General features: G+C 63.1%; 13 protein-coding genes. 10 read left to right on the top strand and 3 right to left on the bottom strand.

From position 1 onward, the window contains the following. The first annotated feature begins 2 nt into the window (after positions 1-2). From pepN to V5F23_RS15365, 3 genes are all read left to right on the top strand, one after another. Positions 3-2660 (top strand): aminopeptidase N, encoded by a 2658-nt coding sequence (gene pepN / locus V5F23_RS15375; protein ID WP_338495520.1) that lies wholly within the window; start codon positions 3-5, stop codon positions 2658-2660. A gap of 356 nt (positions 2661-3016) precedes the next feature. Continuing rightward, complete coding sequence (locus V5F23_RS15370) at positions 3017-4069, top strand: YCF48-related protein (protein WP_212802650.1); 1053 nt, start codon at positions 3017-3019, stop codon at positions 4067-4069. A 43-nt stretch (positions 4070-4112) separates the two neighbouring features. Beyond that, positions 4113-6488 (top strand): RND family transporter, encoded by a 2376-nt coding sequence (locus V5F23_RS15365; RefSeq protein ID WP_047738801.1) that lies wholly within the window; start codon positions 4113-4115, stop codon positions 6486-6488. A 198-nt stretch (positions 6489-6686) separates the two neighbouring features. On the opposite strand, the gene V5F23_RS15360 is transcribed toward V5F23_RS15365, so the two are convergent. From V5F23_RS15360 to V5F23_RS15350, 3 genes are all read right to left on the bottom strand, one after another. Then, complete coding sequence (locus tag V5F23_RS15360; protein WP_212802649.1) at positions 6687-11393, bottom strand: DUF6543 domain-containing protein; 4707 nt, start codon at positions 11391-11393, stop codon at positions 6687-6689. Positions 11394-11532: 139 nt separating this feature from the next. Continuing rightward, entirely contained in the window at positions 11533-12252 is a 720-nt protein-coding gene (locus tag V5F23_RS15355; RefSeq protein WP_047738797.1) for a FadR/GntR family transcriptional regulator, read from the bottom strand. 255 nt (positions 12253-12507) lie between these two features. Next, entirely contained in the window at positions 12508-14244 is a 1737-nt protein-coding gene (locus V5F23_RS15350; RefSeq protein ID WP_042732819.1) for an IlvD/Edd family dehydratase, read from the bottom strand. A 192-nt stretch (positions 14245-14436) separates the two neighbouring features. Here V5F23_RS15350 and V5F23_RS15345 point away from each other — a divergent pair, with 192 nt between their 5' ends. The 7 genes from V5F23_RS15345 to V5F23_RS15315 all read left to right on the top strand — a co-directional run bounded on the left by V5F23_RS15345 (position 14437) and on the right by V5F23_RS15315 (position 20830). Further along, positions 14437-15759: an MFS transporter gene (locus V5F23_RS15345; RefSeq protein WP_042732818.1), complete on the top strand. Its 1323-nt coding sequence runs from the start codon at positions 14437-14439 to the stop codon at positions 15757-15759. 159 nt (positions 15760-15918) lie between these two features. Further along, complete coding sequence (gene araD1 / locus V5F23_RS15340; protein WP_338495516.1) at positions 15919-16911, top strand: AraD1 family protein; 993 nt, start codon at positions 15919-15921, stop codon at positions 16909-16911. A gap of 12 nt (positions 16912-16923) precedes the next feature. Continuing rightward, positions 16924-18504, top strand: a complete 1581-nt coding sequence (locus tag V5F23_RS15335; RefSeq protein ID WP_212802647.1) for an aldehyde dehydrogenase (NADP(+)) — start codon at positions 16924-16926, stop codon at positions 18502-18504. A gap of 235 nt (positions 18505-18739) precedes the next feature. Further along, positions 18740-19036, top strand: coding sequence for a DUF5629 family protein (locus tag V5F23_RS15330; protein WP_042732542.1), 297 nt, complete (start codon positions 18740-18742; stop codon positions 19034-19036). Next, positions 19023-20198: a lactonase family protein gene (locus tag V5F23_RS15325; RefSeq protein WP_042732539.1), complete on the top strand. Its 1176-nt coding sequence runs from the start codon at positions 19023-19025 to the stop codon at positions 20196-20198. Before V5F23_RS15330 ends, V5F23_RS15325 begins: the two co-directional genes overlap by 14 nt. Before the next feature lie 156 nt (positions 20199-20354). Further along, on the top strand, positions 20355-20534 hold the full coding sequence (locus tag V5F23_RS15320) for a hypothetical protein (RefSeq protein WP_042732538.1): 180 nt from the start codon (positions 20355-20357) through the stop codon (positions 20532-20534). A 170-nt stretch (positions 20535-20704) separates the two neighbouring features. After that, positions 20705-20830 carry a hypothetical protein gene (locus V5F23_RS15315; RefSeq protein WP_272914003.1) on the top strand — a complete coding sequence of 42 codons (126 nt, stop codon included), beginning with the start codon at positions 20705-20707 and terminating at the stop codon, positions 20828-20830. Positions 20831-20937 lie beyond the last annotated feature (107 nt).

The following is a 20937-nucleotide window of genomic DNA, read 5'->3' as shown; positions in this document are numbered from 1 at the left end:
CCATGCGCACCGAACAACCGAAGATGATTTACCTGAAGGACTATCAGGCGCCCGAGTACCTGATCGACGAGACGCACCTGACCTTCGAGTTGTTCGAGGACCACAGCCTGGTCCATGCGCAACTGGTGATGCGCCGCAACCCCGAGCGCGGTGCCGGCCTGCCGCCGCTGGTGCTCGATGGTCAGCACCTGGAGCTGATTTCGATCAAGCTCGACGACACTGACCTGGCTTCGGGTGACTATCAGTTGGACGACAGTCACCTGACCGTGCAGCCCACGGCCCAGGCCTTTACCGTCGACACCACCGTCCGGATCCACCCGGAAACCAACACCGCCCTGGAAGGCCTGTACAAGTCCGGCGGCATGTTCTGCACCCAGTGCGAGGCCGAGGGTTTCCGCAAGATCACCTATTACCTCGACCGCCCGGACGTGATGAGCAAGTTCACCACCACCGTGGTGGCCGAGCAGCACAGCTACCCGGTGCTGCTGTCCAACGGCAACCCGATCGCCAGCGGTCCTGGCGAAGACGGTCGGCACTGGGCGACCTGGGAAGACCCGTTCAAGAAGCCGGCCTATCTGTTTGCCCTGGTGGCCGGTGACCTGTGGTGCGTCGAAGACACCTTCACCACCTCGAGCGAGCGCAGCGTGGCGCTGCGCATTTATGTCGAGCCGGAAAACATCGACAAATGCCAGCACGCCATGACCAGCCTGAAGAAGTCGATGCGCTGGGACGAGCAGGTGTATGGCCGCGAGTATGACCTGGACATCTTCATGATTGTCGCGGTCAACGACTTCAACATGGGGGCCATGGAAAACAAGGGCCTGAACATCTTCAACTCCAGCGCGGTGCTGGCCCGCGCCGAAACCGCCACCGACGCCGCGCACCAGCGGGTCGAGGCGATCGTCGCCCACGAGTACTTCCACAACTGGTCGGGCAACCGCGTGACCTGCCGCGACTGGTTCCAGCTGTCGCTCAAGGAAGGCTTCACGGTGTTCCGCGACGCCGGTTTCTCCGCCGACATGAACTCCGCCACCGTCAAGCGCATCCAGGACGTGGCCTACCTGCGCACCCACCAGTTCGCCGAAGACGCCGGCCCCATGGCCCACCCGGTGCGTCCGGACAGCTTTATCGAGATCTCCAACTTCTACACCTTGACCGTGTACGAAAAGGGCTCGGAAGTGGTCGGCATGATCCACACGCTGCTGGGGGCGCAAGGGTTCCGCAAGGGCAGCGACCTTTACTTCGAGCGCCACGACGGCCAGGCCGTGACCTGCGATGACTTCATCAAGGCCATGGAGGATGCCAACGGCGTCGACCTGACCCAGTTCAAGCGCTGGTACAGCCAGGCCGGTACGCCACGGCTGGCCGTGACCGAGTCCTACGACGCGGCGGCTCGTACCTACAGCCTGACCTTCAGCCAAAGCTGCCCGCCAACTCCGGACAAGCAGGAAAAACTGCCGTTCGTGATTCCCGTCGAGCTGGGCCTGCTGGACCGCCAGGGCGCTGAGATACCCTTGCGCCTGGCCGGTGAAGCCGCCGCGAGCGGCACGTCGCGGGTCATCTCGGTGACCGAGGCCGAGCAGACCTTCACTTTTGTCGACATCGCCGAACAACCGCTGCCATCGCTGCTGCGCGGCTTCTCGGCACCGGTCAAGCTGAGCTTCCCGTACAACCGCGACCAGTTGATGTTCCTGATGCAGCACGACAGCGACGGTTTCAACCGCTGGGACGCCGGCCAGCAACTGTCGGTGCAGGTGTTGCAGGAGTTGATCGGCCAGCACCAGAAGGGGGCGAGCCTGGTGCTGGACCCGCGCATGGTCACCGCATTGCGCACGGTGCTGTCGGACGAATCCCTGGACCAGGCCATGGTCGCGGAAATGCTTTCGCTGCCGAGCGAAGCCTACCTGACGGAAATCAGCGAAGTGGCGGACGTCGAGGCGATCCACGCCGCCCGCGAGTTCGCCCGCCAGCAGTTGGCCGAGAGCCTGTTCGAGGCCTTGTGGCTGCGCTACGAAGCCAACCGCGACCTGTCCAGGCGTACGCCGTACGTGGCCGAGGCCGAGCATTTCGCCCGGCGCGCCTTGCAGAACATTGCGCTGTCGTACCTGATGCTTACCGACAAGCCGCAGGTGTTGAGTGCCACGTTGGAGCAGTTCGACACCGCCGACAACATGACCGAACGCCTGACGGCGCTGGCGGTGCTGGTCAATTCGCCGTTCGAGGCCGAGAAGGCCCGCGCCCTGGAAGTGTTCGCGGAAAACTTCAAGGGCAACCCGCTGGTCATGGACCAATGGTTCAGCGTCCAGGCCGGCAGCCCGCTGCCCGGTGGCCTGGCGCGGGTCAAGGCGTTGATGGAACACCCGGCGTTCAATATCAAGAACCCGAACAAGGTGCGGGCGCTGATCGGCGCGTTTGCCGGGCAGAACCTGATCAACTTCCACGCCGCCGACGGCTCGGGCTATCGCTTCCTGGCCGACCTGGTCATCCAGCTCAACGGCTTCAACCCGCAGATCGCCTCGCGCCAGTTGGCGCCGCTGACCCGCTGGCGCAAGTACGACAGCGCTCGCCAGGCGCTGATGAAGGCCGAACTGGAGCGCATCCTGGCCTCCGGCGGGCTGTCCAGCGATGTGTTCGAGGTGGTGAGCAAGAGCCTGGCGTAAATCACCCGTCGTGGCGAGGGAGCTTGCTCCCGCTGGCCTGCGAAGCAGGCCCGATCCTGACTCACGTCTCGCTGGAAACAGTGGATGAATCAGGGCAGGGAGTCCTTCGGCCTCCAGCGGGAGCAAGCTCCCTCGCCACATCCATCATCCTCGCGAATACCTTCTGATTCACCCTCGGCCGATCTCCCCATGGTTAACAAAAGATAACGTGGCGTCGATTGTCAGACCTTTCGAAAGCCCGATAGGATAGGTCAGCTTCCGAAGTGGCTCTAGATTGCAGGTTTGCGCCGCGATCAAGTTGCTTACGGCGCCCTGAAAGGTTGAATGACCAACAATAATAAATGGGGGAAAGGTCTATGAATGAGCCTGTCATGGCGGTGGGCCGCTGTCGCCCGCCGGTGCTGCGCAGAGTGGCGTTGCTGGCTTCGGCGCTCTCGCTGCTGGGCTCTGCCGTGTTGTCGGCGCCGGTGATGGCCGTTGCGGCGTCGACCACCGATGTCATCTATTCCGTCGAATCGGCCAAGGCCAGCAAGACCCTGATGCTCGACGTGGTACACGCCGGCCAGCGGCTGGTGGCGGTTGGCGACCGGGGCCACATTGTCTACTCGGACGACCAGGGCACTACCTGGACCCAGGCCAAGGTGCCGACCCGCCAGATGCTCACCGCCGTGTTTTTCGTCGACGACAAGCACGGCTGGGCCGTGGGCCACGACGCGCAGATCCTGGCCAGTGACGACGGTGGCAGCACCTGGACCAAGCAATTCGAAGAACTCAAGCGCGAAGCGCCGCTGCTGGACGTCTGGTTCAAAGACCCCAGCCATGGCTTCGCCGTCGGCGCCTATGGCGCGCTGTTCGAAACCACCGACGGCGGCAAGCACTGGGAAGACGCCAGCGACCGCCTCGACAACGAAGACCAGTTCCACCTCAACGCCATCACGGCCGTGAAAGACGCCGGCCTGTTCATCGTGGGCGAGGCCGGCAGCATGTTCCGCTCCAGCGATTGGGGCCAGACCTGGGAAAAGCTCGAAGGCCCCTATGAAGGCTCGCTGTTCGGCGTCATCGGCACCGCCCAGCCTTCCACGCTGCTGGCCTACGGCTTGCGCGGCAACCTCTATCGCTCCACCGACTTCGGCGGCTCTTGGGAGCAGGTCGAACTCAAGGCCGCCCGCGGCGCCCTGGAGTTCGGCCTGTCGGGGGGCACGCTGCTGGCGGACGGCTCCATCGTGATCGTCGGCAACGGCGGCAGCGTGGTGCGTAGCACCGACGATGGCGTGAGCTTCAGCGTGTACAACCGTCCGGACCGGATTTCCGTGGCCGCGGTCACGGCGGCGGGCAACGGCAACCTGATCCTGGCGGGGCAAGGCGGCGTGCGCGCCACCACGGCCACCGGTGCTGAACTGAGCAAATGAGTCGAGCCTGCACGACGGGCACAAAAACAAGAAGGCGGACCCCATGAGCAGTCATCACCAAGACAAGGCGACGTTCCTTGAGCGCCTGATTTTCAATAACCGCCCGGCAGTGATCGTCATTTGCCTGCTGGTCAGCCTTTTCCTGTTCTGGCAGGCCACGCTGATCCGGCCGTCCACCAGCTTCGAGAAAATGATTCCGCTCAAGCATCCTTTCATCGAGAAGATGCTCGAACACCGCAATGACCTGGCAAACCTGGGCAATACCGTGCGGATCTCGGTGGAAGCCACCGACGGTGACATTTTCTCCAAGGAATACATGGAGACCCTGCGCCAGATCCACGACGAGGTGTTCTACATTTCCGGCGTCGACCGTTCCGGGCTCAAGTCGCTGTGGAGCCCGAGTGTGCGCTGGACCGAGGTGACGGAGGAGGGCTTTGCCGGTGGCGAGGTGATTCCCCAGAGCTACAACGGTTCGGCCGACAGCCTCGACCTGCTGCGCAACAACGTTCTCAAGTCCGGCCAGGTCGGGCGCCTGGTGGCCAACGATTTCAAGTCGAGCATCATCGACATCCCGTTGCTGGAGTCCTACCCGGACCCGCAGGACCAGGGCAAGTTGCTGGCGCTGGACTACCAGAAGTTCTCCCACGAGCTTGAAGACAAGATCCGCAACAAGTTCGAGGCGCAGAACCACAACGTGCAGATCCACATCGTCGGTTTCGCCAAGAAGGTCGGCGACCTGATCGATGGCCTGATCATGGTGGTGATGTTCTTCGGCGTGGCCTTCGTCATCACCCTGGTGCTGTTGTACTGGTTCACCCACTGCATGCGCAGCACCATTGCGGTACTGAGCACCACGCTGGTGGCGGTGGTCTGGCAACTGGGGTTGATGCACGCCGCCGGTTTCGGCCTCGATCCCTACTCGATGCTGGTGCCGTTCCTGATCTTTGCCATCGGCATTTCCCACGGCGTGCAGAAGATCAACGGCATCGCCTTGCAGTCCAGCGAGGCGGACAACGCCCTGACCGCCGCGCGGCGCACGTTCCGCCAGCTGTTCCTGCCGGGAATGATCGCGATCCTGGCGGACGCCGTCGGCTTCATTACCCTGCTGATCATCGACATCGGCGTGATCCGCGAGCTGGCCATCGGTGCCTCCATCGGCGTGGCGGTGATCGTGTTCACCAACCTGATCCTGCTGCCCGTGGCGATTTCCTACGTCGGCATCAGCAAGCGTGCCATCGAGCGCAGCAAGAAGGACGCGACCCGCGAGCATCCGTTCTGGCGTGTGCTGTCGAACTTCGCCAGCGCCAAGGTCGCGCCGGTGTCCATTGCCCTGGCCCTGATCGCCTTCGGCGGCGGCCTGTGGTACAGCCAGAACCTGAAGATCGGCGACCTCGACCAGGGCGCGCCGGAACTGCGGCCGGACTCGCGCTACAACCAGGACAACAATTTCATCATCAGCAACTACTCCACCAGTTCCGACGTGCTGGTGGTGATGGTCAAGACCAAGGCCGAGGGCTGCTCGCGCTACGAAGCCATGGCGCCGATCGACGAGCTGATGTGGAAGATGCAGAACACCGAGGGCGTGCAGTCGGCGATTTCCCTGGTGACCGTGTCCAAGCAGATGATCAAGGGCATGAACGAGGGCAACCTGAAGTGGGAAACCCTGTCGCGCAACCCTGACGTGCTGAACAACTCCATCGCCCGGGCTGATGGTCTGTACAACAACAGTTGCTCCCTGGCGCCGGTGCTGGTGTTCCTCAACGACCACAAGGCCGAGACCCTGGACCGCGCCGTCACGGCGGTGCAGGAATTCGCCAAGGAAAACAACCGCGATGGCCTGGAGTTCATCCTCGCCGCCGGTAACGCCGGCATCGAAGCGGCCACCAACGAGGTGATCAAGGAGTCGGAGCTGACCATCCTGATCCTGGTGTACATCTGTGTGGCGACCATGTGCATGATCACCTTCCGCTCCTGGGCGGCGACCTTGTGCATCGTGCTGCCGCTGGTGCTGACCTCGGTGCTGGGCAACGCGCTGATGGCGTTCATGGGCATCGGTGTGAAGGTCGCGACCCTGCCGGTGGTGGCGTTGGGCGTGGGGATTGGCGTGGACTACGGCATCTACATCTACAGCCGCCTGGAAAGCTTCCTGCGGGCCGGGTTGCCGTTGCAGGAAGCGTACTACCAGACGCTCAAGTCCACCGGTAAAGCCGTCCTGTTCACCGGCCTGTGCCTGGCCATCGGCGTGTGCACCTGGATCTTCTCGGCCATCAAGTTCCAGGCCGACATGGGCCTGATGCTGACGTTCATGCTGTTGTGGAACATGTTCGGTGCGCTGTGGCTGCTGCCGGCACTGGCGCGATTCCTGATCAAGCCGGAAAAACTGGCGGGGCAGAAGGGCAATTCGTTGTTTGCCCATTGATGGATCAAGGCTGGCGCAGACCCCTGTGGCGAGGGGATTTAGCGAAACGTCGCACCGCCCCGCTGGACTGCGCCAGCAGTCCCAAAAACCTGACACGCCAGTGTGTCAGGTTGATTGAGGTGGCAGAGTTGGGGTCGCTTCGCGGCCCAGCGGGGATAAATCCCCTCGCCACAAAAGCGGACGCTATCGCTCCAGCGATCACGGCGCCAACGGCAGAAACCGGCTCTGGGCCAGCGACTTGCTGATCTGCCCTCGATGTACATTCACCACCGCATAGGGGCTGGTGGCCTTGGCCAGCAGTGAGTGGTAGTGCTCCTTGCGTTGCTCCTTGGTCTTGAGGTGCGCAACGCTGAAGTTGTCCTTCGGTGTGTCGGCCGCTTCGTAATGAAAATGCGCGTACCAGATCGGGAAGCCGTCTCGGTCGTTGATGGCGTATTCCTGGAGGAAGTCCTTGCGGGCGCCTTGCAGGGCCGTGCGGTCGCCGAGCCGGGCCACCTGTATCAGGTTTTTCTCGAACAGGAACCGCAGGTTGCCGTCGGTGGGTGGCAGTTTCAGGCTCAGTTCGATACGCAGGTCGCTGCCCTTGGTGGTCAGTTGGTGGGCGGCGTCTGACAATTGTCGGCTCAGTTCCTCGTTGGCCGGGGTGCGCGAGGCGGGCGATGCACTGAACGCCCGGTCGAGTTCTTCGCCGAGCGTGCGGAAGTGACTTGCCTCATTGTTCAGGATTTCCTCTATTTCCTGAGGATGCCGACAGTGTGTCTTGTAGCTTTCGGCGCGGCTCATGCGCTTGTCCAATTCGTCGAGCAGTTCTCGTGCCTGGGTTCGGATGGCCTTGAACGATCGGGTCTGGGGCGCCGGGGTCGGGCGGCGTACATCGACCACATCCCAGACATCCTCGTGGCGCGAATAGGTGGCAAGTATTTGGTTGCTGCCCTTGGAGTGCATTTCGACAACTTCGATGGGTTGGCTCGTGCCGGCGGGTTTCAGGTCGCCGATCAAGACGCCATTGTGGCGGGTTCTGATCAACTTTTTCTGCGGCAGCCCGGCGCCGGTCCTGGGGCGCTTCGGTATACGCTTGCGCGGTTTTGGCTCGGGTTTGATTTCAGCGGCGAGTTTGTTGGAGACCTCCTGGTAAAGACCCTCGACCAGTTTGAGCAACCTGTCGAAATAGGATTCGTTGATGTCGTCCAGGTAAAGGGCCTTTGTCCCCTTCAACGTATCCAGGGTCTTGCCGTAGTGCTCGGTCAGGCTTTCCAGCACTTCGATTCTGTCTGACGGGGAGACGTCGTAGGTTTGCAGGTCATCGTGGGAACGGATGTGTTCCATCAGTGGTATGAGAATGCGCAGCAGGCGGTCGGGCAGGGCGGATTGGCGGTTTTTCACCGACAACATGGGGAGCGTGGTGAGTTGCCGGATTTTACTGCCAAAGGCGTTACTCTCATTGGCGGGACGGTTGCGGGTCAGCCGTTCGAACGCCCGTGCGCCCGAGGCGTCGAGGTTCAATAGCCGCTCGAGGTAGTCGTCCTTGAGTTCCAGCCAATGGATCGCCTGGTCATTGATGTTGCTCTTGGTGTCGAGGTATTTCATATAAGACTCGACGTCACGGATGACCATTTCCCTGATGTCGGTAGACTCTCTAAACTGAGGATGTGCTCGCTGGAGGGCCAGGAGCTCCTGTTCAGTGATCACGAACGCCTTGCGGGCATTGTTGATCACGTTTTCCATGAGCACATGCATGGAGCCGGACGGGAAACCGATGCCCAGGCTGGCGCGTTCGGCCGCGCTGTTCGCCAGCGTCAGGTACGCCTCGGTCTGTTCCTTGAGCAGGTCGTAGAAAATCTTGCGTTTCGCCGCCCGCTGGGCTTCGGTGTAGTTGCCACCTTCCTCGGTCCGGGTCATGACTTGCTGAGCCACGTCCAGGGCTTTTTGCCGATCGGCATCTTGCGCTTCCAACCGGTTGGATTCATCAGTCAACTGCTTGGCCCGCTCCAGGTTGACACGGCGCTGGGCGTCCACCCGCTTGGGGGGTGAACCGCCGAGCAGACGCAGGCGCAAATCCAGGTGCCAATGGCCCTGGTCATCGACTCGTAACGGCGGACCGTTCTTGTCGGCGTCGAGCGGAGCGAGGGGGTCGACGATGGTTGCACTGCCATCGTATTCAGGCGTGACCCGATAGAAGGCCCCTTCGACCTGGGCATGCCATTTGTTGTCGATCACGTACAGGCCCTTGAACGGGCCGTTTTCAATGGGGTCGGGCAAGGTCTTGGGGGAGGGCACCTGCAATTGTTGCAATCGCGCCTGTTGTTGCGGCGTCGGCTGGCCACTGGCCCTGGCGAAATTGAAATCCAGGCGCCGGCTGTTGGCCTCGGCGGGGGCGTCAGGTTCGGCCACGGTGCCCTCCACGAGGGTGGGCGCCGCCGGTTCGGGCCATTGCTCGGCGACGGCGCGCGGCGCGGGCGGGCGCATGGCCTCCTGTTGCACCGACTCGGGCAGCGCGGCACGCGGCACCGGCCCACGGCCGGCAGGCAACTGGCTTACCAGCAGGGCTAGGTTGACGAGCAGGTCGACCGCGGCAAACTCGCGGGCCACCGGGTCGGCGCTGATCAGCGCCGGCATGTCCTGCTGGGCGCTGGCCATCAGGTTCCAGAGCCAGACGGTGGTCATGGCCGGGCCGCGCAGCAAAGGGAACAGCAAGGTGTTGAACAACAGGCCGCCGCCTTCGAGCAACACCGCCCAGCGACTTTCGCGATTGGACACCGAATCCCGGTCGGCCTGGGTCACCAGGGCCTGGGCGTTGCAGCCGTAGAGGTACTGCATCAGCTCGCCCTTGTGCAGCGATTGCAGCAGTTCGCCGTGGGCGTCGTCGAGGGCGAGCGTGGCGGGAGCAGGCTTGTCCGGGACACTGAATTCGTCACCGTTGAAGAACCGCATGATGTGAGGCTCCAGGAACCCACCGTTGGCGTAGATCGGGCGTGCGGCGTCGGGCAGCCAGGTCAGGATGCTGTCCTGCAGGTCCCCGGAGGTGGCAATGGCCTGCATCAGCGCCTCGCGGGTCGGGAATTGCTGCAGCGAGGGCGCGTAGAGCGGCCGATACAACAGGTGCGGACCGTTGGCGATGTCCTGAGCCTCGATGATGAACATGTTGGCCACGCTGTCGGGCCGGGCCTTGGGTTGGCGCAACACCCGCAACTGGCGAATGACCACCGGGCGACCGTCGACCCGCTGGCTCGCCGCGTCGGGTTGGAGCACGGCTTCCAGCAGGCGCAGGCCCTGGACGGTCATGCCGTTCTCCCCGGCCAGTTTCTGTTTCAAGGCTTCAAGCATCAGTTGCGCCGGGAGCTGTTCGGCGAAGATCCGTTGCCGCGCCTGCGCCCGGGGAACGTCGTCGACCAAATGCTCGCGCAGATAGCGAGGATAGGTCGCGCCAATGTCGACCTGTTCGATCAGTGGGTTGATAAAGGCCGGCGTCAGCCAGGTCGGCAGCGCCTGGCCCAGGCGATGGCTGAGGGTGAAGGTGCCGCTGGGACGACCGACCAGGTTGTGGATGGCCAGTTCGGTCAGGCTCATCTGCCGCTTTTCGCTGAGGCCGATGGTGCCGGGATAACCCGCCGAAACGCTGAACGTCAGCACCACGTCGTCGGGTTGGAGTGGGCTCGCTGGCAGCGGGTTCGGACTGCGGTCGTTGGCCTTTCCCAGGTGTTCGAGCAAGGCGTTGGTGGTAAAGGCCTTGATGTCGTCGATGCCGCTGAGAAAGGTCTGGCCCTGGTGGCGTCGCTTGGCGCTGGCCAGCGCCAGGCTGTAGTGCTGGAGTGTCGTCTGGTCGACGATGGCGGCGTCTTTCAGCCAGGTGGGCAGCAGAGGGCCAAGGCGATCCTTCATGTCGGGTGACAGCCGCGGGGCGTCCAGCAGCGAGCGGGCCGGGTCGCTCAGGTCGCTGTAGAGATGCGTGAGCGCCTGGGTGTCGATCCCGGCGGGCAACTGCACCGCTTGCAGGTCGGCCAGTTGCTGCTCCAGCAGCATGGCCGCCTGGTGCTCGAAGACGTTGCCACTGATCTCTTGGCGTTGGCAGGTGATGGTGTCGACGGTGTATTGGCTGGCAATGCGTTTGCCCCAGTGGTGCTCGAAGGCCTCCAGGGAGGCAAAGGACAACACTGCGCTGCTGGGGCTGCACAAGAGCCATTCGCGCATGCCCTGATGGACGCGGGTCAGGAGGATCTCGCTGGCGACCAGTGTCGTCTGGTTGCCACCCTGGGTGAGCTGGGTTTCCAGGTGGTAGGCATACACCGGCGCTTGTCGATTGAGGCACAAACGTTGCTCGTGGTCCGGCCACCGGACGATCTGGTCGAGGGTCTCGCGCGCCACCTCCGTGAGCCCGGGTTGTTGCAGGCCACGAAGGCTCAGGGTGTTGCGCAGCACATCGCTGAGCCAGCACCAGCGGCTGGTGTGGCGGCTCGCGTTGGCTTGGTCGTCGCCGCTGATGTCAGCGCTCCAGTAACCGACCAGCGCATCTTCCAGGTCGATCGGTACGCTCCAGGGCAGTTCAAGGATCGCTCGCCGGATGACCTGCATGTCCAGGCGTCGATCGCCTGACCAGAGGCGCCGTGGCGGGGCGTCGGAAAGAAAGCAGTCAAGTGCTCCCTTCGAGGTGAAGTCCGGGAGTGTGCCGCTGGCCAGGTAATCGAGGACCGCGCCCATCAAGGGTTGGAAGTGCCAGCCGCGAGTGGTGACGTCCGGCGTCGCCAGTTGGGCCTTTAAGAGGTCGATGTCCAGCCACGGATCGGCTTTCTTGAGGGCCTGTTCGAGCAGACGCCGGGCGACCTGTTCGAGGGTCGGGCGACTGGCGAATTGCAGGCTGACACATTGGGCCAGCGCAGGGATCGAATCAGCGGTGGAAGGAGTGCTCATGAGAAGTCCTTTTCACGAAACATGGCCGTCGGGATGACGGCGAGAAAAGTATCGACTTCCATGGCATGGGCAGGCGGTACATAAGTACCGCCTGTTGAGAATAATGTCGGTTAGCCAAGCGTTGCGCTTTCTGACCTGATCAAGTGGGATCGGCTCCCAGCACAACGTTCAATGCGCTGCGGGCGTCGTCCAATTGCACCAGCGTGGCGTGGCGGGCGCCGAGGGCGTCGCGGTTCTCGATAGCGGTGAGGATCGCCCTGTGCCGCGGCATGGCCAGCTCGTGGAGGTTGGGCCGCTGGTTGGAATGCTTGAGCGCTTCGGCGATGGCCACCGACAACATGTTGCACAAGTTGGCGAGCAGGTCGTTGTGGGTGGCGTCGGCGATGCGGCTGTGGAAGTCCAGGTCCGGTTGCAGCAGGGCTTCGGGCGTCGGGGCGGCGTCCATGCGTTCATAGGCTTCGCGGATGGCCGCGATGTCGGCGTCGGTAGCGAACTGTGCAGCCAGGGCGGCGGCAGCGGGTTCGATGATGCTGCGCACGCTGGTCAGCAGGCCGAAGAACTCGTTCTGCGGGCTGCTTTGCATCAACCAGTGCAACACGTCCGGGTCGAGCATGTGCCATTCGCGCCGGGCCTTGACCACCGTGCCCACCCGCGGGCGTGAATACACCAGGCCCTTGGCGACCAGCACCCGGGTGGCCTCGCGCAGCACCGGACGGCTCACGGCGTATTCCTCGCACAGCAAGGCTTCGGCCGGCAGTTTGTCGTCTGGCTTGAAGCGCCCGGAAACGATCTGCATGCCCAGTTCCTGGACGATGCGCGCGTGCATGCTTTTGCGGTCGGAAGGTTTGCGGTAATCCATGGACGCGAAGCGATCCTGTGCGGGAGGGGTGCTGCGCATGATAGCAGGCGCGGCGTAGGCGGGTCGCTAGTGCGAACTTGAATCCACTGAGGATTAGAACTGTGGGAGCGGGCTTGCTCGCGAAGGCGGCGTGTCAGTCGATATTGATGTTGACGGTGCCGCGGTCTTCGCGAGCAAGCCCGCTCCCACAAGGATTTCTGGCGGACGGGATTTCCGGACCGCCTCAAAATCACTGTGGGAGTAGTCAATGTTGGATCAATGAGAGTGCCGTGGCACTTCCGCCCCGCGGCAGCCGACCAGGAAGTCGAAGTCGCAGCCTTGGTCCGCTTGCAGCACATGGTCGATGTACAACTGGCGATAGCCACCCACCAGCAATTGTTGGGGCGGGGCGAGATCGGCCAGGCGGGCGGCGAGTTCGGCGTCGGGAATGTCCAGGTGCAGGCGACCGCTGGCGCAATCCAGTTCGATGAAATCACCTTCCTTCACCGCCGCCAGCGGGCCACCGGCGGCCGCTTCCGGCGCCACGTGCAACACCACGGTGCCGTAGGCGGTGCCACTCATGCGGGCATCGGAAATGCGCACCATGTCGGTAACGCCCTGGGCCAGCAGCTTGGCCGGCAAGCCCATGTTGCCCACCTCGGCCATGCCCGGATAACCCTTGGGCCCGCAGTTCTTCATCACCAGGATCGAGCTGGCGTCCACGTCCAGTTCCGGGTCGTTGATCCGCGCTTTGTATTCGTCGAAGTTTTCGAACACCACCGCCCGGCCGCGGTGTTGCATCAGCTCAGGCGTGGCGGCGGAAGGCTTGAGCACCGCCCCCAGTGGCGCCAGGTTGCCGCGTAGCACGCAGATGCCGCCGTCGGCGCGGATCGGGTTGTCCAGGGTGCGGATGACTTCGTCCTGGCCATAGATCGGCGCGTCCTTGGTGTTTTCGCCGAGGCTCTTGCCGTTGACCGTCAGGGCGTCGGGGTGGGGGATCAGGTTGGCTTCGCCGAGGCGGCGCAGCACGGCGGGCAGGCCGCCGGCGTAGTAGAACTCTTCCATCAGGAAGCGACCGGATGGCTGCAGGTCGACGATAGTCGGCATGCCGCGACCGATGCGGGTCCAGTCGTCCAGCTCCAGTTGCACGCCGATGCGCCCAGCGATGGCCTTGAGGTGGATCACCGCGTTGGTGGAACCGCCGATGGCCGCGTTGACGCGGATGGCGTTTTCAAAGGCTTCCTTGGTCAGGATCTTCGACAGCCGCAGATCTTCGCGGACCATCTCCACGGCGCGCATGCCGGACATGTGGGCCAGCACGTAGCGGCGTGCGTCCACCGCCGGAATCGCGGCGTTGTGCGGCAGCGAGGTGCCGAGGGCTTCGGCCATGCAGGCCATGGTCGAAGCCGTGCCCATGGTGTTGCAGGTGCCGGCCGAGCGGGACATGCCGCCCTCGGCCGCGAGGAAGTCGTCAAGGGTGATGGTGCCGGCCTTGACCTGTTCGCTCAACTGCCAGACCACGGTGCCCGAACCGATGTCCTGGCCCTTGTGCTTGCCGTTGAGCATCGGTCCGCCGGTGACGACGATGGCGGGTACATCGCAACTGGCGGCGCCCATCAGCAGGGCGGGGGTGGTCTTGTCGCAACCGGTGAGCAGCACCACGCCGTCAATCGGGTTGCCGCGGATCGCCTCTTCCACGTCCATGCTCGCCAGGTTGCGGGTCAGCATGGCGGTGGGGCGCAGGTTCGATTCGCCGTTGGAGAACACCGGGAATTCCACCGGGAAGCCCCCGGCCTCGATCACGCCGCGTTTGACATGCTCGGCAATCTGCCGGAAGTGCGCGTTGCACGGTGTCAGCTCCGACCAGGTGTTGCAGATGCCGATGATCGGCTTGCCATGGAACTGATGGTCGGCGATGCCCTGATTTTTCATCCAGCTGCGGTACATGAAGCCGTTTTTGTCGGCGGTGCCAAACCATTGGGCCGAGCGCAGGGAGGGTTTCTTATCAGACATGATCGATTCTCTTATTGTATGACTATATTGTTCGAACTGAAGCGTAACATAAGCGCAATTTGCGCCGTTTGGAAGTGTTGTTGGGTAAATAGTATTACTATATAGTCCGGTTCAACGGAGGGATTGTCCTGGCGGTCGTGCGCGAGAGAAATCCCCCGAGTTCTATAACAACAACAATTGGAGAACGGTCCCATGAGCCAGGAACTGCGGCTTATTCGTCGCATCACGCTGAAACTGATTCCCTTCCTGATCCTGCTGTACCTGATCGCCTACGTGGACCGCTCCGCCGTAGGTTTTGCCAAGCTGCACATGGGCGCCGACCTGGGCATCGGCGACGCCGCCTACGGCCTGGGCGCGGGGCTGTTTTTCATCGGCTACTTCCTGCTGGAAATCCCGAGCAACCTGATGCTCGAACGCTTCGGCGCGCGCCGCTGGTTCGCCCGGATCATGATTACCTGGGGCGCCATCACCATTGGCATGGCGTTCGTGCAGGGGCCCAACAGCTTCTATGTGATGCGCTTCCTGCTCGGGGCCGCCGAAGCTGGCTTCTTCCCCGGCGTGCTGTACTACATCACCCAGTGGTTCCCGGTGCGCCATCGCGGCAAGATCCTGGGCCTGTTCATTCTTTCCCAACCCATTGCCATGATGATCACCGGCCCCGTGTCCGGCGGCTTGCTGGGCATGGACGGGGTCCTGGGCCTGCATGGCTGGCAGTGGTTGTTCATCGTCATCGGTCTGCCGGCGGTGCTGTTGACCTGGCCGGTGCTGCGCTACCTGCCCGACGGCCCGCAACAGGTCAAGTGGATGGACCAGGCGGAGAAGGACTGGCTGACCGGCGAGCTGAAGAAGGATTTGCAGGCATACGGCCAGACCCGTCACGGCAACCCGCTGCACGCCCTGAAGGACAAGCGGGTCTTGCTGCTGGCGCTGTTCTACCTGCCGGTGACCCTGAGCATCTACGGCTTGGGTCTGTGGCTGCCAACGCTGATCAAGCAGTTCGGTGGCAGTGACCTGGTGACCGGTTTCGTGTCGTCGGTGCCGTACATCTTCGGCATCCTCGGCTTGCTGATCATCCCGCGCAGCTCCGACCGCCTGAATGATCGCTACGGTCACCTGGCGGTGCTCTATGTCCTGGGTGCCATGGGCCTGTTCCTCAGTGCCTGGCTGTCGGTTCCGGTGTTGCAACTGGCGGCGTTGTGCTTGGTGGCGTTCGCGCTGTTTTCCTGCACGGCGGTGTTCTGGACATTGCCGGGGCGCTTCTTCGCCGGCGCCAGTGCGGCGGCGGGCATTGCGTTGATCAACTCGGTGGGCAACCTGGGCGGCTACATCGGGCCGTTCGTGATCGGTGCGCTGAAGGAGTACACCGGCAGCCTGGCGTCGGGGTTGTATTTCCTGTCGTGCGTGATGGTGTTCGGCCTGGTGCTGACCGGCGTGGTCTATCGCCTGCTGGAACGCAAGCACGTGCTGCCGGCGGACCAGTTCGCGGCCAGTGCCCGGGGGGCGACGCGTACATAAGTCTGAGATTCACCACTGATCATCCTGTGGGAGCGGGCTTGCTCGCGAAAGCGGTGGATCAGCTTGCATCAATACTGGATGTACCGCCGCCTTCGCGGGCAAGCCCGCTCCCACAGGATGATCAGGCGTACTCAAAGTTTTTGTTTACAGGAGAAAACCATGCGTTTAGTTCAGTTCGAATTGCCCAACGGCGAGCGCCGCGTCGGTGTGGTCGACGGCGACCAGGTGCGCGAAGTGCCCAGTGCGACGAGCGTGCGCGAGCTGGCGCTGGCGGCCATCAAGGCGGGCGTGAAGCTTGAGCAACAGGTCAATGGCCTGGGCCTGGGGGCCGGTCACGACTACGCGCGGTTGCTCGCCGAGCTGCGCATCCTGCCGCCACTGGATCACCCGGACCCGGCGCACCTGCTGGTCAGCGGCACCGGCCTGACCCACCTGGGCAGCGCGTCGGCGCGGGACAAGATGCACCAGCAGGCCGGCGACGAAGCGGCCATGACCGACACCATGCGCATCTTCAAGTGGGGCGTGGAGGGCGGTAAGCCCGCCTCGGGACAGGCGGGCGTGCAACCGGAATGGTTCTACAAGGGCGACGGTAGCATCGTGGTCCGCCCGGGCCAGCCGTTCCCCTTGCCACCGTTCGCCGAGGATGCCGGCGAGGAGCCGGAAATCAGCGGCCTGTATGTCATCGGTTTCGACGGCAAGCCTTACCGGGTGGGCTTCGCGGTGGGCAACGAATTCTCCGACCACGTGATGGAACGCAAGAATTACCTGTACCTGGCCCATTCGAAATTGCGCAGTTGCAGTTTTGGTCCGGAACTTCGCCTTGGTGAATTGCCTCAACATCTGTCCGGGAGCAGTCGTATCCTGCGCAATGGCGAAGTGCTGTGGCAGAACGAGTTCCTCAGTGGCGAGGCGAACATGTGCCATAGCCTCGAAAACCTGGAGTTCCACCATTTCAAGTACAGTCAGTTCCTGCGTCCGGGGGACGTCCACGTTCATTTCTTCGGCACCGCGACCCTGTCGTTCGCCGATGGCATCCGCACCCAGCCGGGGGACGTGTTCGAGATCAGCCAGGCCGAATTCGGCGCGCCGCTGGTCAATGGCATCGCCCCGGTGGACGCGGTGTTCACCCCAGGCACTATCGGCACACTCTAAAAGGAGACTTGCATGAACCAGATCCTTGGCCACAACTACATCGGTGGCGCGCGCAGCGCGGCCGGCCAGACGCGTTTGCAGAGTTTCGATGCCAGCAGCGGCGAAGCCTTGCCGGGTGAGTTCGTCCAGGCCACGGCCGAAGAAGTCGACGCCGCCGCCAAGGCCGCGGCCGCTGCGTATCCGGCGTACCGCAGCCTGAGCGCCGCGCGCCGCGCGGAATTTCTCGACGCCATCGCCGATGAGCTGGACGCCCTGGGCGATGAGTTCGTGGCCGTGGTCTGCCGTGAAACCGCCTTGCCCGCGGCCCGCATCCAGGGCGAACGCGGTCGCACCAGCGGCCAGATGCGCCTGTTCGCCAAGGTCCTGCGCCGGGGCGATTTCTATGGTGCGCGGATCGACCGCGCGTTGCCGGAGCGCACGCCGCTGCCGCGTCCGGACCTGCGTCAGTACCGCATCGGCCTCGGCCCGGTGGCGGTGTTCGGCGCGAGCAATTTCCCCCTGGCGTTTTCCACTGCCGGTGGCGACACCGCCGCTGCCCTGGCCGCCGGTTGCCCGGTGGTGTTCAAGGCCCACAGCGGGCACATGGCAACGGCCGAATGGGTGGCTGACGCGATCATCCGCGCGGCGGAAAAAACCGCCATGCCGGCGGGTGTGTTCAACATGATCTACGGCGGTGGCGTCGGTGAGTGGCTGGTCAAGCACCCGGCCATCCAGGCAGTGGGCTTCACCGGTTCTCTCAAGGGCGGACGCGCGCTGTGCGACATGGCGGCGGCGCGGCCCCAGCCGATCCCGGTGTTTGCCGAAATGTCGAGCATCAACCCGGTGATCGTCCTGCCCCAGGCCTTGGCAACCCGCGCCGACAGCGTGGCCCGTGACCTCACGGCCTCGGTGGTGATGGGCTGCGGTCAGTTCTGTACCAACCCGGGCCTGGTAATCGGCATCCGTTCAGAGCAATTCACCGCGTTCACCCAGCAAGTGGCGGCGCTGATCGGTGACCAGGCGCCGCAAACCATGCTCAACGCCGGGACCCTGCAAAGCTATGGCAAAGGCTTGCAGAAGTTGCTCGCCCACCCAGGCATCGAGCACTTGGCCGGGCGCGCGCAGCAGGGCAACCAGGCCCAGCCGCAGTTGTTCAAGGCCGACGCCAGCCTGCTGATCAACGGTGACGAGGCGTTGCAGGAAGAAGTGTTCGGCCCGACGACCGTGTTCGTTGAAGTGGCCGATCAGGCACAACTCACCGCAGCGCTCAATGGCCTGCACGGCCAACTGACCGCGACGATCATTGGCGAGCCGACGGACTTCGAACAGTTCGGCGAATTGACCCCATTGCTGGAGCAGAAGGTCGGGCGCATCTTGCTCAACGGTTATCCGACCGGGGTGGAAGTGTGCGATTCGATGGTCCACGGCGGGCCGTATCCGGCGACGTCCGATGCACGCGGCACTTCGGTGGGCACGCTGGCGATCGATCGTTTCCTGCGGCCGGTGTGCTTCCAGAATTACCCCGACAGCCTGCTGCCGGAACCGTTGAAGAACGCCAACCCGCTGGGCATCCTGCGGTTGGTGGACGGGGTGCCGGGGCGCGAGGCGCTCTGAGGATCGCGGTGGGGCCGTGGCATTGATGTTGAATGGGCCGGCCTCTTCGCGGGCAAGCCCGCTCCCACAGTTGGATTTCCAGCGAACACAAACGCTGTATTCAAAAAGATCCCCTGTGGGAGCGGGCTTGCCCGCGAAGAGGCCGACCCAGCCAACGTCGCTTCTGAAGTGATGGCCACGGCCCACTCGCCCATTGGGCTATCATGTCCACTTCCCCAATGAATGACTGATGCCCATGACTGCCGTAACTGACACTCTGCTCGATGCCCTTCACAAATGCGACATGCTGATCATCGACGGGCTGCATGCATTCGATTTCTCCCTCGACGAGCAGGACCAGTTGCACGTCGAGTGCATGAACGGCCGTACCCTCGAACATTGGCGCTTTACCCCGGCGCAGATGCAGGCCGCGACCTTCGACCCGGCCCGCAAGCACTGGATCATCACCAGCGATTCGGGTGACCACCACTTGGAATGCGTGGAAGCGACCAGCGGCCACGACGATGAGGACGACGAACATGAAGATGCGTAGTCTCTGGCCACTGTTGATGGCTGGCAGCGTGGGAGCCATGGGTGTGCAGGCCGCAACCGATGAGCATTACCCGCTGTTGGTGGGTTCCTACACCGCCGGCCAGAGCCAAGGCATCTATCGCCTGCAATTCGACAGCCGCACCGGTCAGCTCGATCCCAAGCCCTTGCAAGTGGTCAAGACCGACAACCCTTCCTGGCTGACCCTGTCGCCGGATATGACCCGGCTGTTCGCGGTCAACGAAAACGGACCGGGACAGAAAGACCCGGTGGGCAAGGTGAGTAGCTACGCCATCGATCCCAAGAGCCATGAGCTGAGCCTGATCAACCAGGTGCAATCCTTGGGCAATGAGCCGACCCATTCCAGCCTCAGCGGCGATGGCCGGCATCTGCTGGTGAGCAACTATTCGGTCGTGGAGGATCCGGGCGGCACCCTGGCGGTGCTGCCGGTCGGCGCCGATGGCAAGCTGGCGCCGGTGGTGCAGTTGAGCAGCCATCAGCCGAGTCGAGTCAACCCCGAGCGGCAGATGTCGGCCCACGTTCACTCGGCGGTGTCGTCACCTGACGGCAAGTATGTGTTCGCCAACGACCTGGGGGCGGACAAGGTGTTCATCTACCGCTACGACCCCAAGGCCAATCCTGAGTTGCCACTGACGCCAGCGGATCCGGCGTTTGTGCAGTTGCCACCCGGCAGCGGGCCACGGCACCTGTTGTTCAGCGGTGATGGCAAGCACGCCTGGCTGACCATGGAGATGACCGCGCAAGTGGCGGTGTTCGACTATCAGGACGGGCGCCTGGCCCAGCGACAACTGGTGGACCTGGCGGCCGGCAAGCCCCAGGCAGGTAAAGCAGCGGCGGGGCTGCATGCGTCCAGGGACGGCAAGTTCCTTTACGTCAGCAATCGCGGCACCACCAACGAGGTGCTGGTGTTCGCCATCGACCCGGCGGCGGGGACGCTCAAGGAGCTGCAACGCCGTTCCGTGGAAGGCGATCACCCTCGCGAGTTCAGCCTCGACCCGAGCGAGAAGTTCTTGCTGGTGGCCAACCAGAAGAGCAACCAGATAGTCGTGATCGAGCGTGATCCCAAGACCGGCCTGCTGGGTAAAACCGTGCAGAAACTGGCGATGGATGCCCCCAGCGACCTGAAGTTCATCTTGCGGCAATAGACCGCAGGCCCCGATTTTCGGGGCCTGCGTGGTTGTATCAACGGGACTGATATTCGCTAGTAGCGCAAAGCATTTCAAAGCGGGACGCCTCGGCGCGTAAGTTTGCTTCACGGCCCAACCGGGCAGACAAGCCAACTGAATCCGAGGACTACCGCCATGAACTTCAATCTCTTCTCCGTCATCGCCGCTTCCGCCATCTCGGCCACTGTCGCGCTGCCTGCCAGTGCCAGTGTCGAAATCAGCGAGAAAAGAAACCACACCCAGAGCTACACCCAGAAGTACTTGCAACAAAGCGCCAATTTCTACGCCGCGCTGGACCACAAGGCCCAACACTGAGCGACCCTGCTGCAACTGAAGCCTGCGATCTTTTCGTCTTTCCAAAAGAGAAAAGATCGCAGGCTTCGTTGTTTTCGGGGTTCGCCGGAAATCCTGCTGTAATATCACTTGGCCATGTGTTTAAATTTGACGCTGACAAATTGACTCCTTTGCCGATAAGGATCGACACCATGGCGATGCGTCTGGCAGTGATGCTGCTGTTCCTCTATTCCACCCCGATCGTCTCCGCAGCCCAGCCGGCTCCCGGCGAACTGGAAGTGGCGCGGGAGCGATTACTCAGTTTGCTTGAAGACTGAAGGGGCAAGAGATCGCTGTTGTGGCGAGGGGATTTATCCCCGCTGGAGCGCGAAGCGGTCCTTTTTGCGGTCGCTGCGCAACCGAGCGGGGATAAATCCCCTCGCCA

It is taken from the genome of Pseudomonas sp. WP18, assembly GCF_036689585.1.
In the GTDB taxonomy this organism is placed as follows: Bacteria; Pseudomonadota; Gammaproteobacteria; order Pseudomonadales; family Pseudomonadaceae; genus Aquipseudomonas; species Aquipseudomonas chlororaphis_E.
This window is presented reverse-complemented; position numbering and strand designations above follow the sequence as displayed.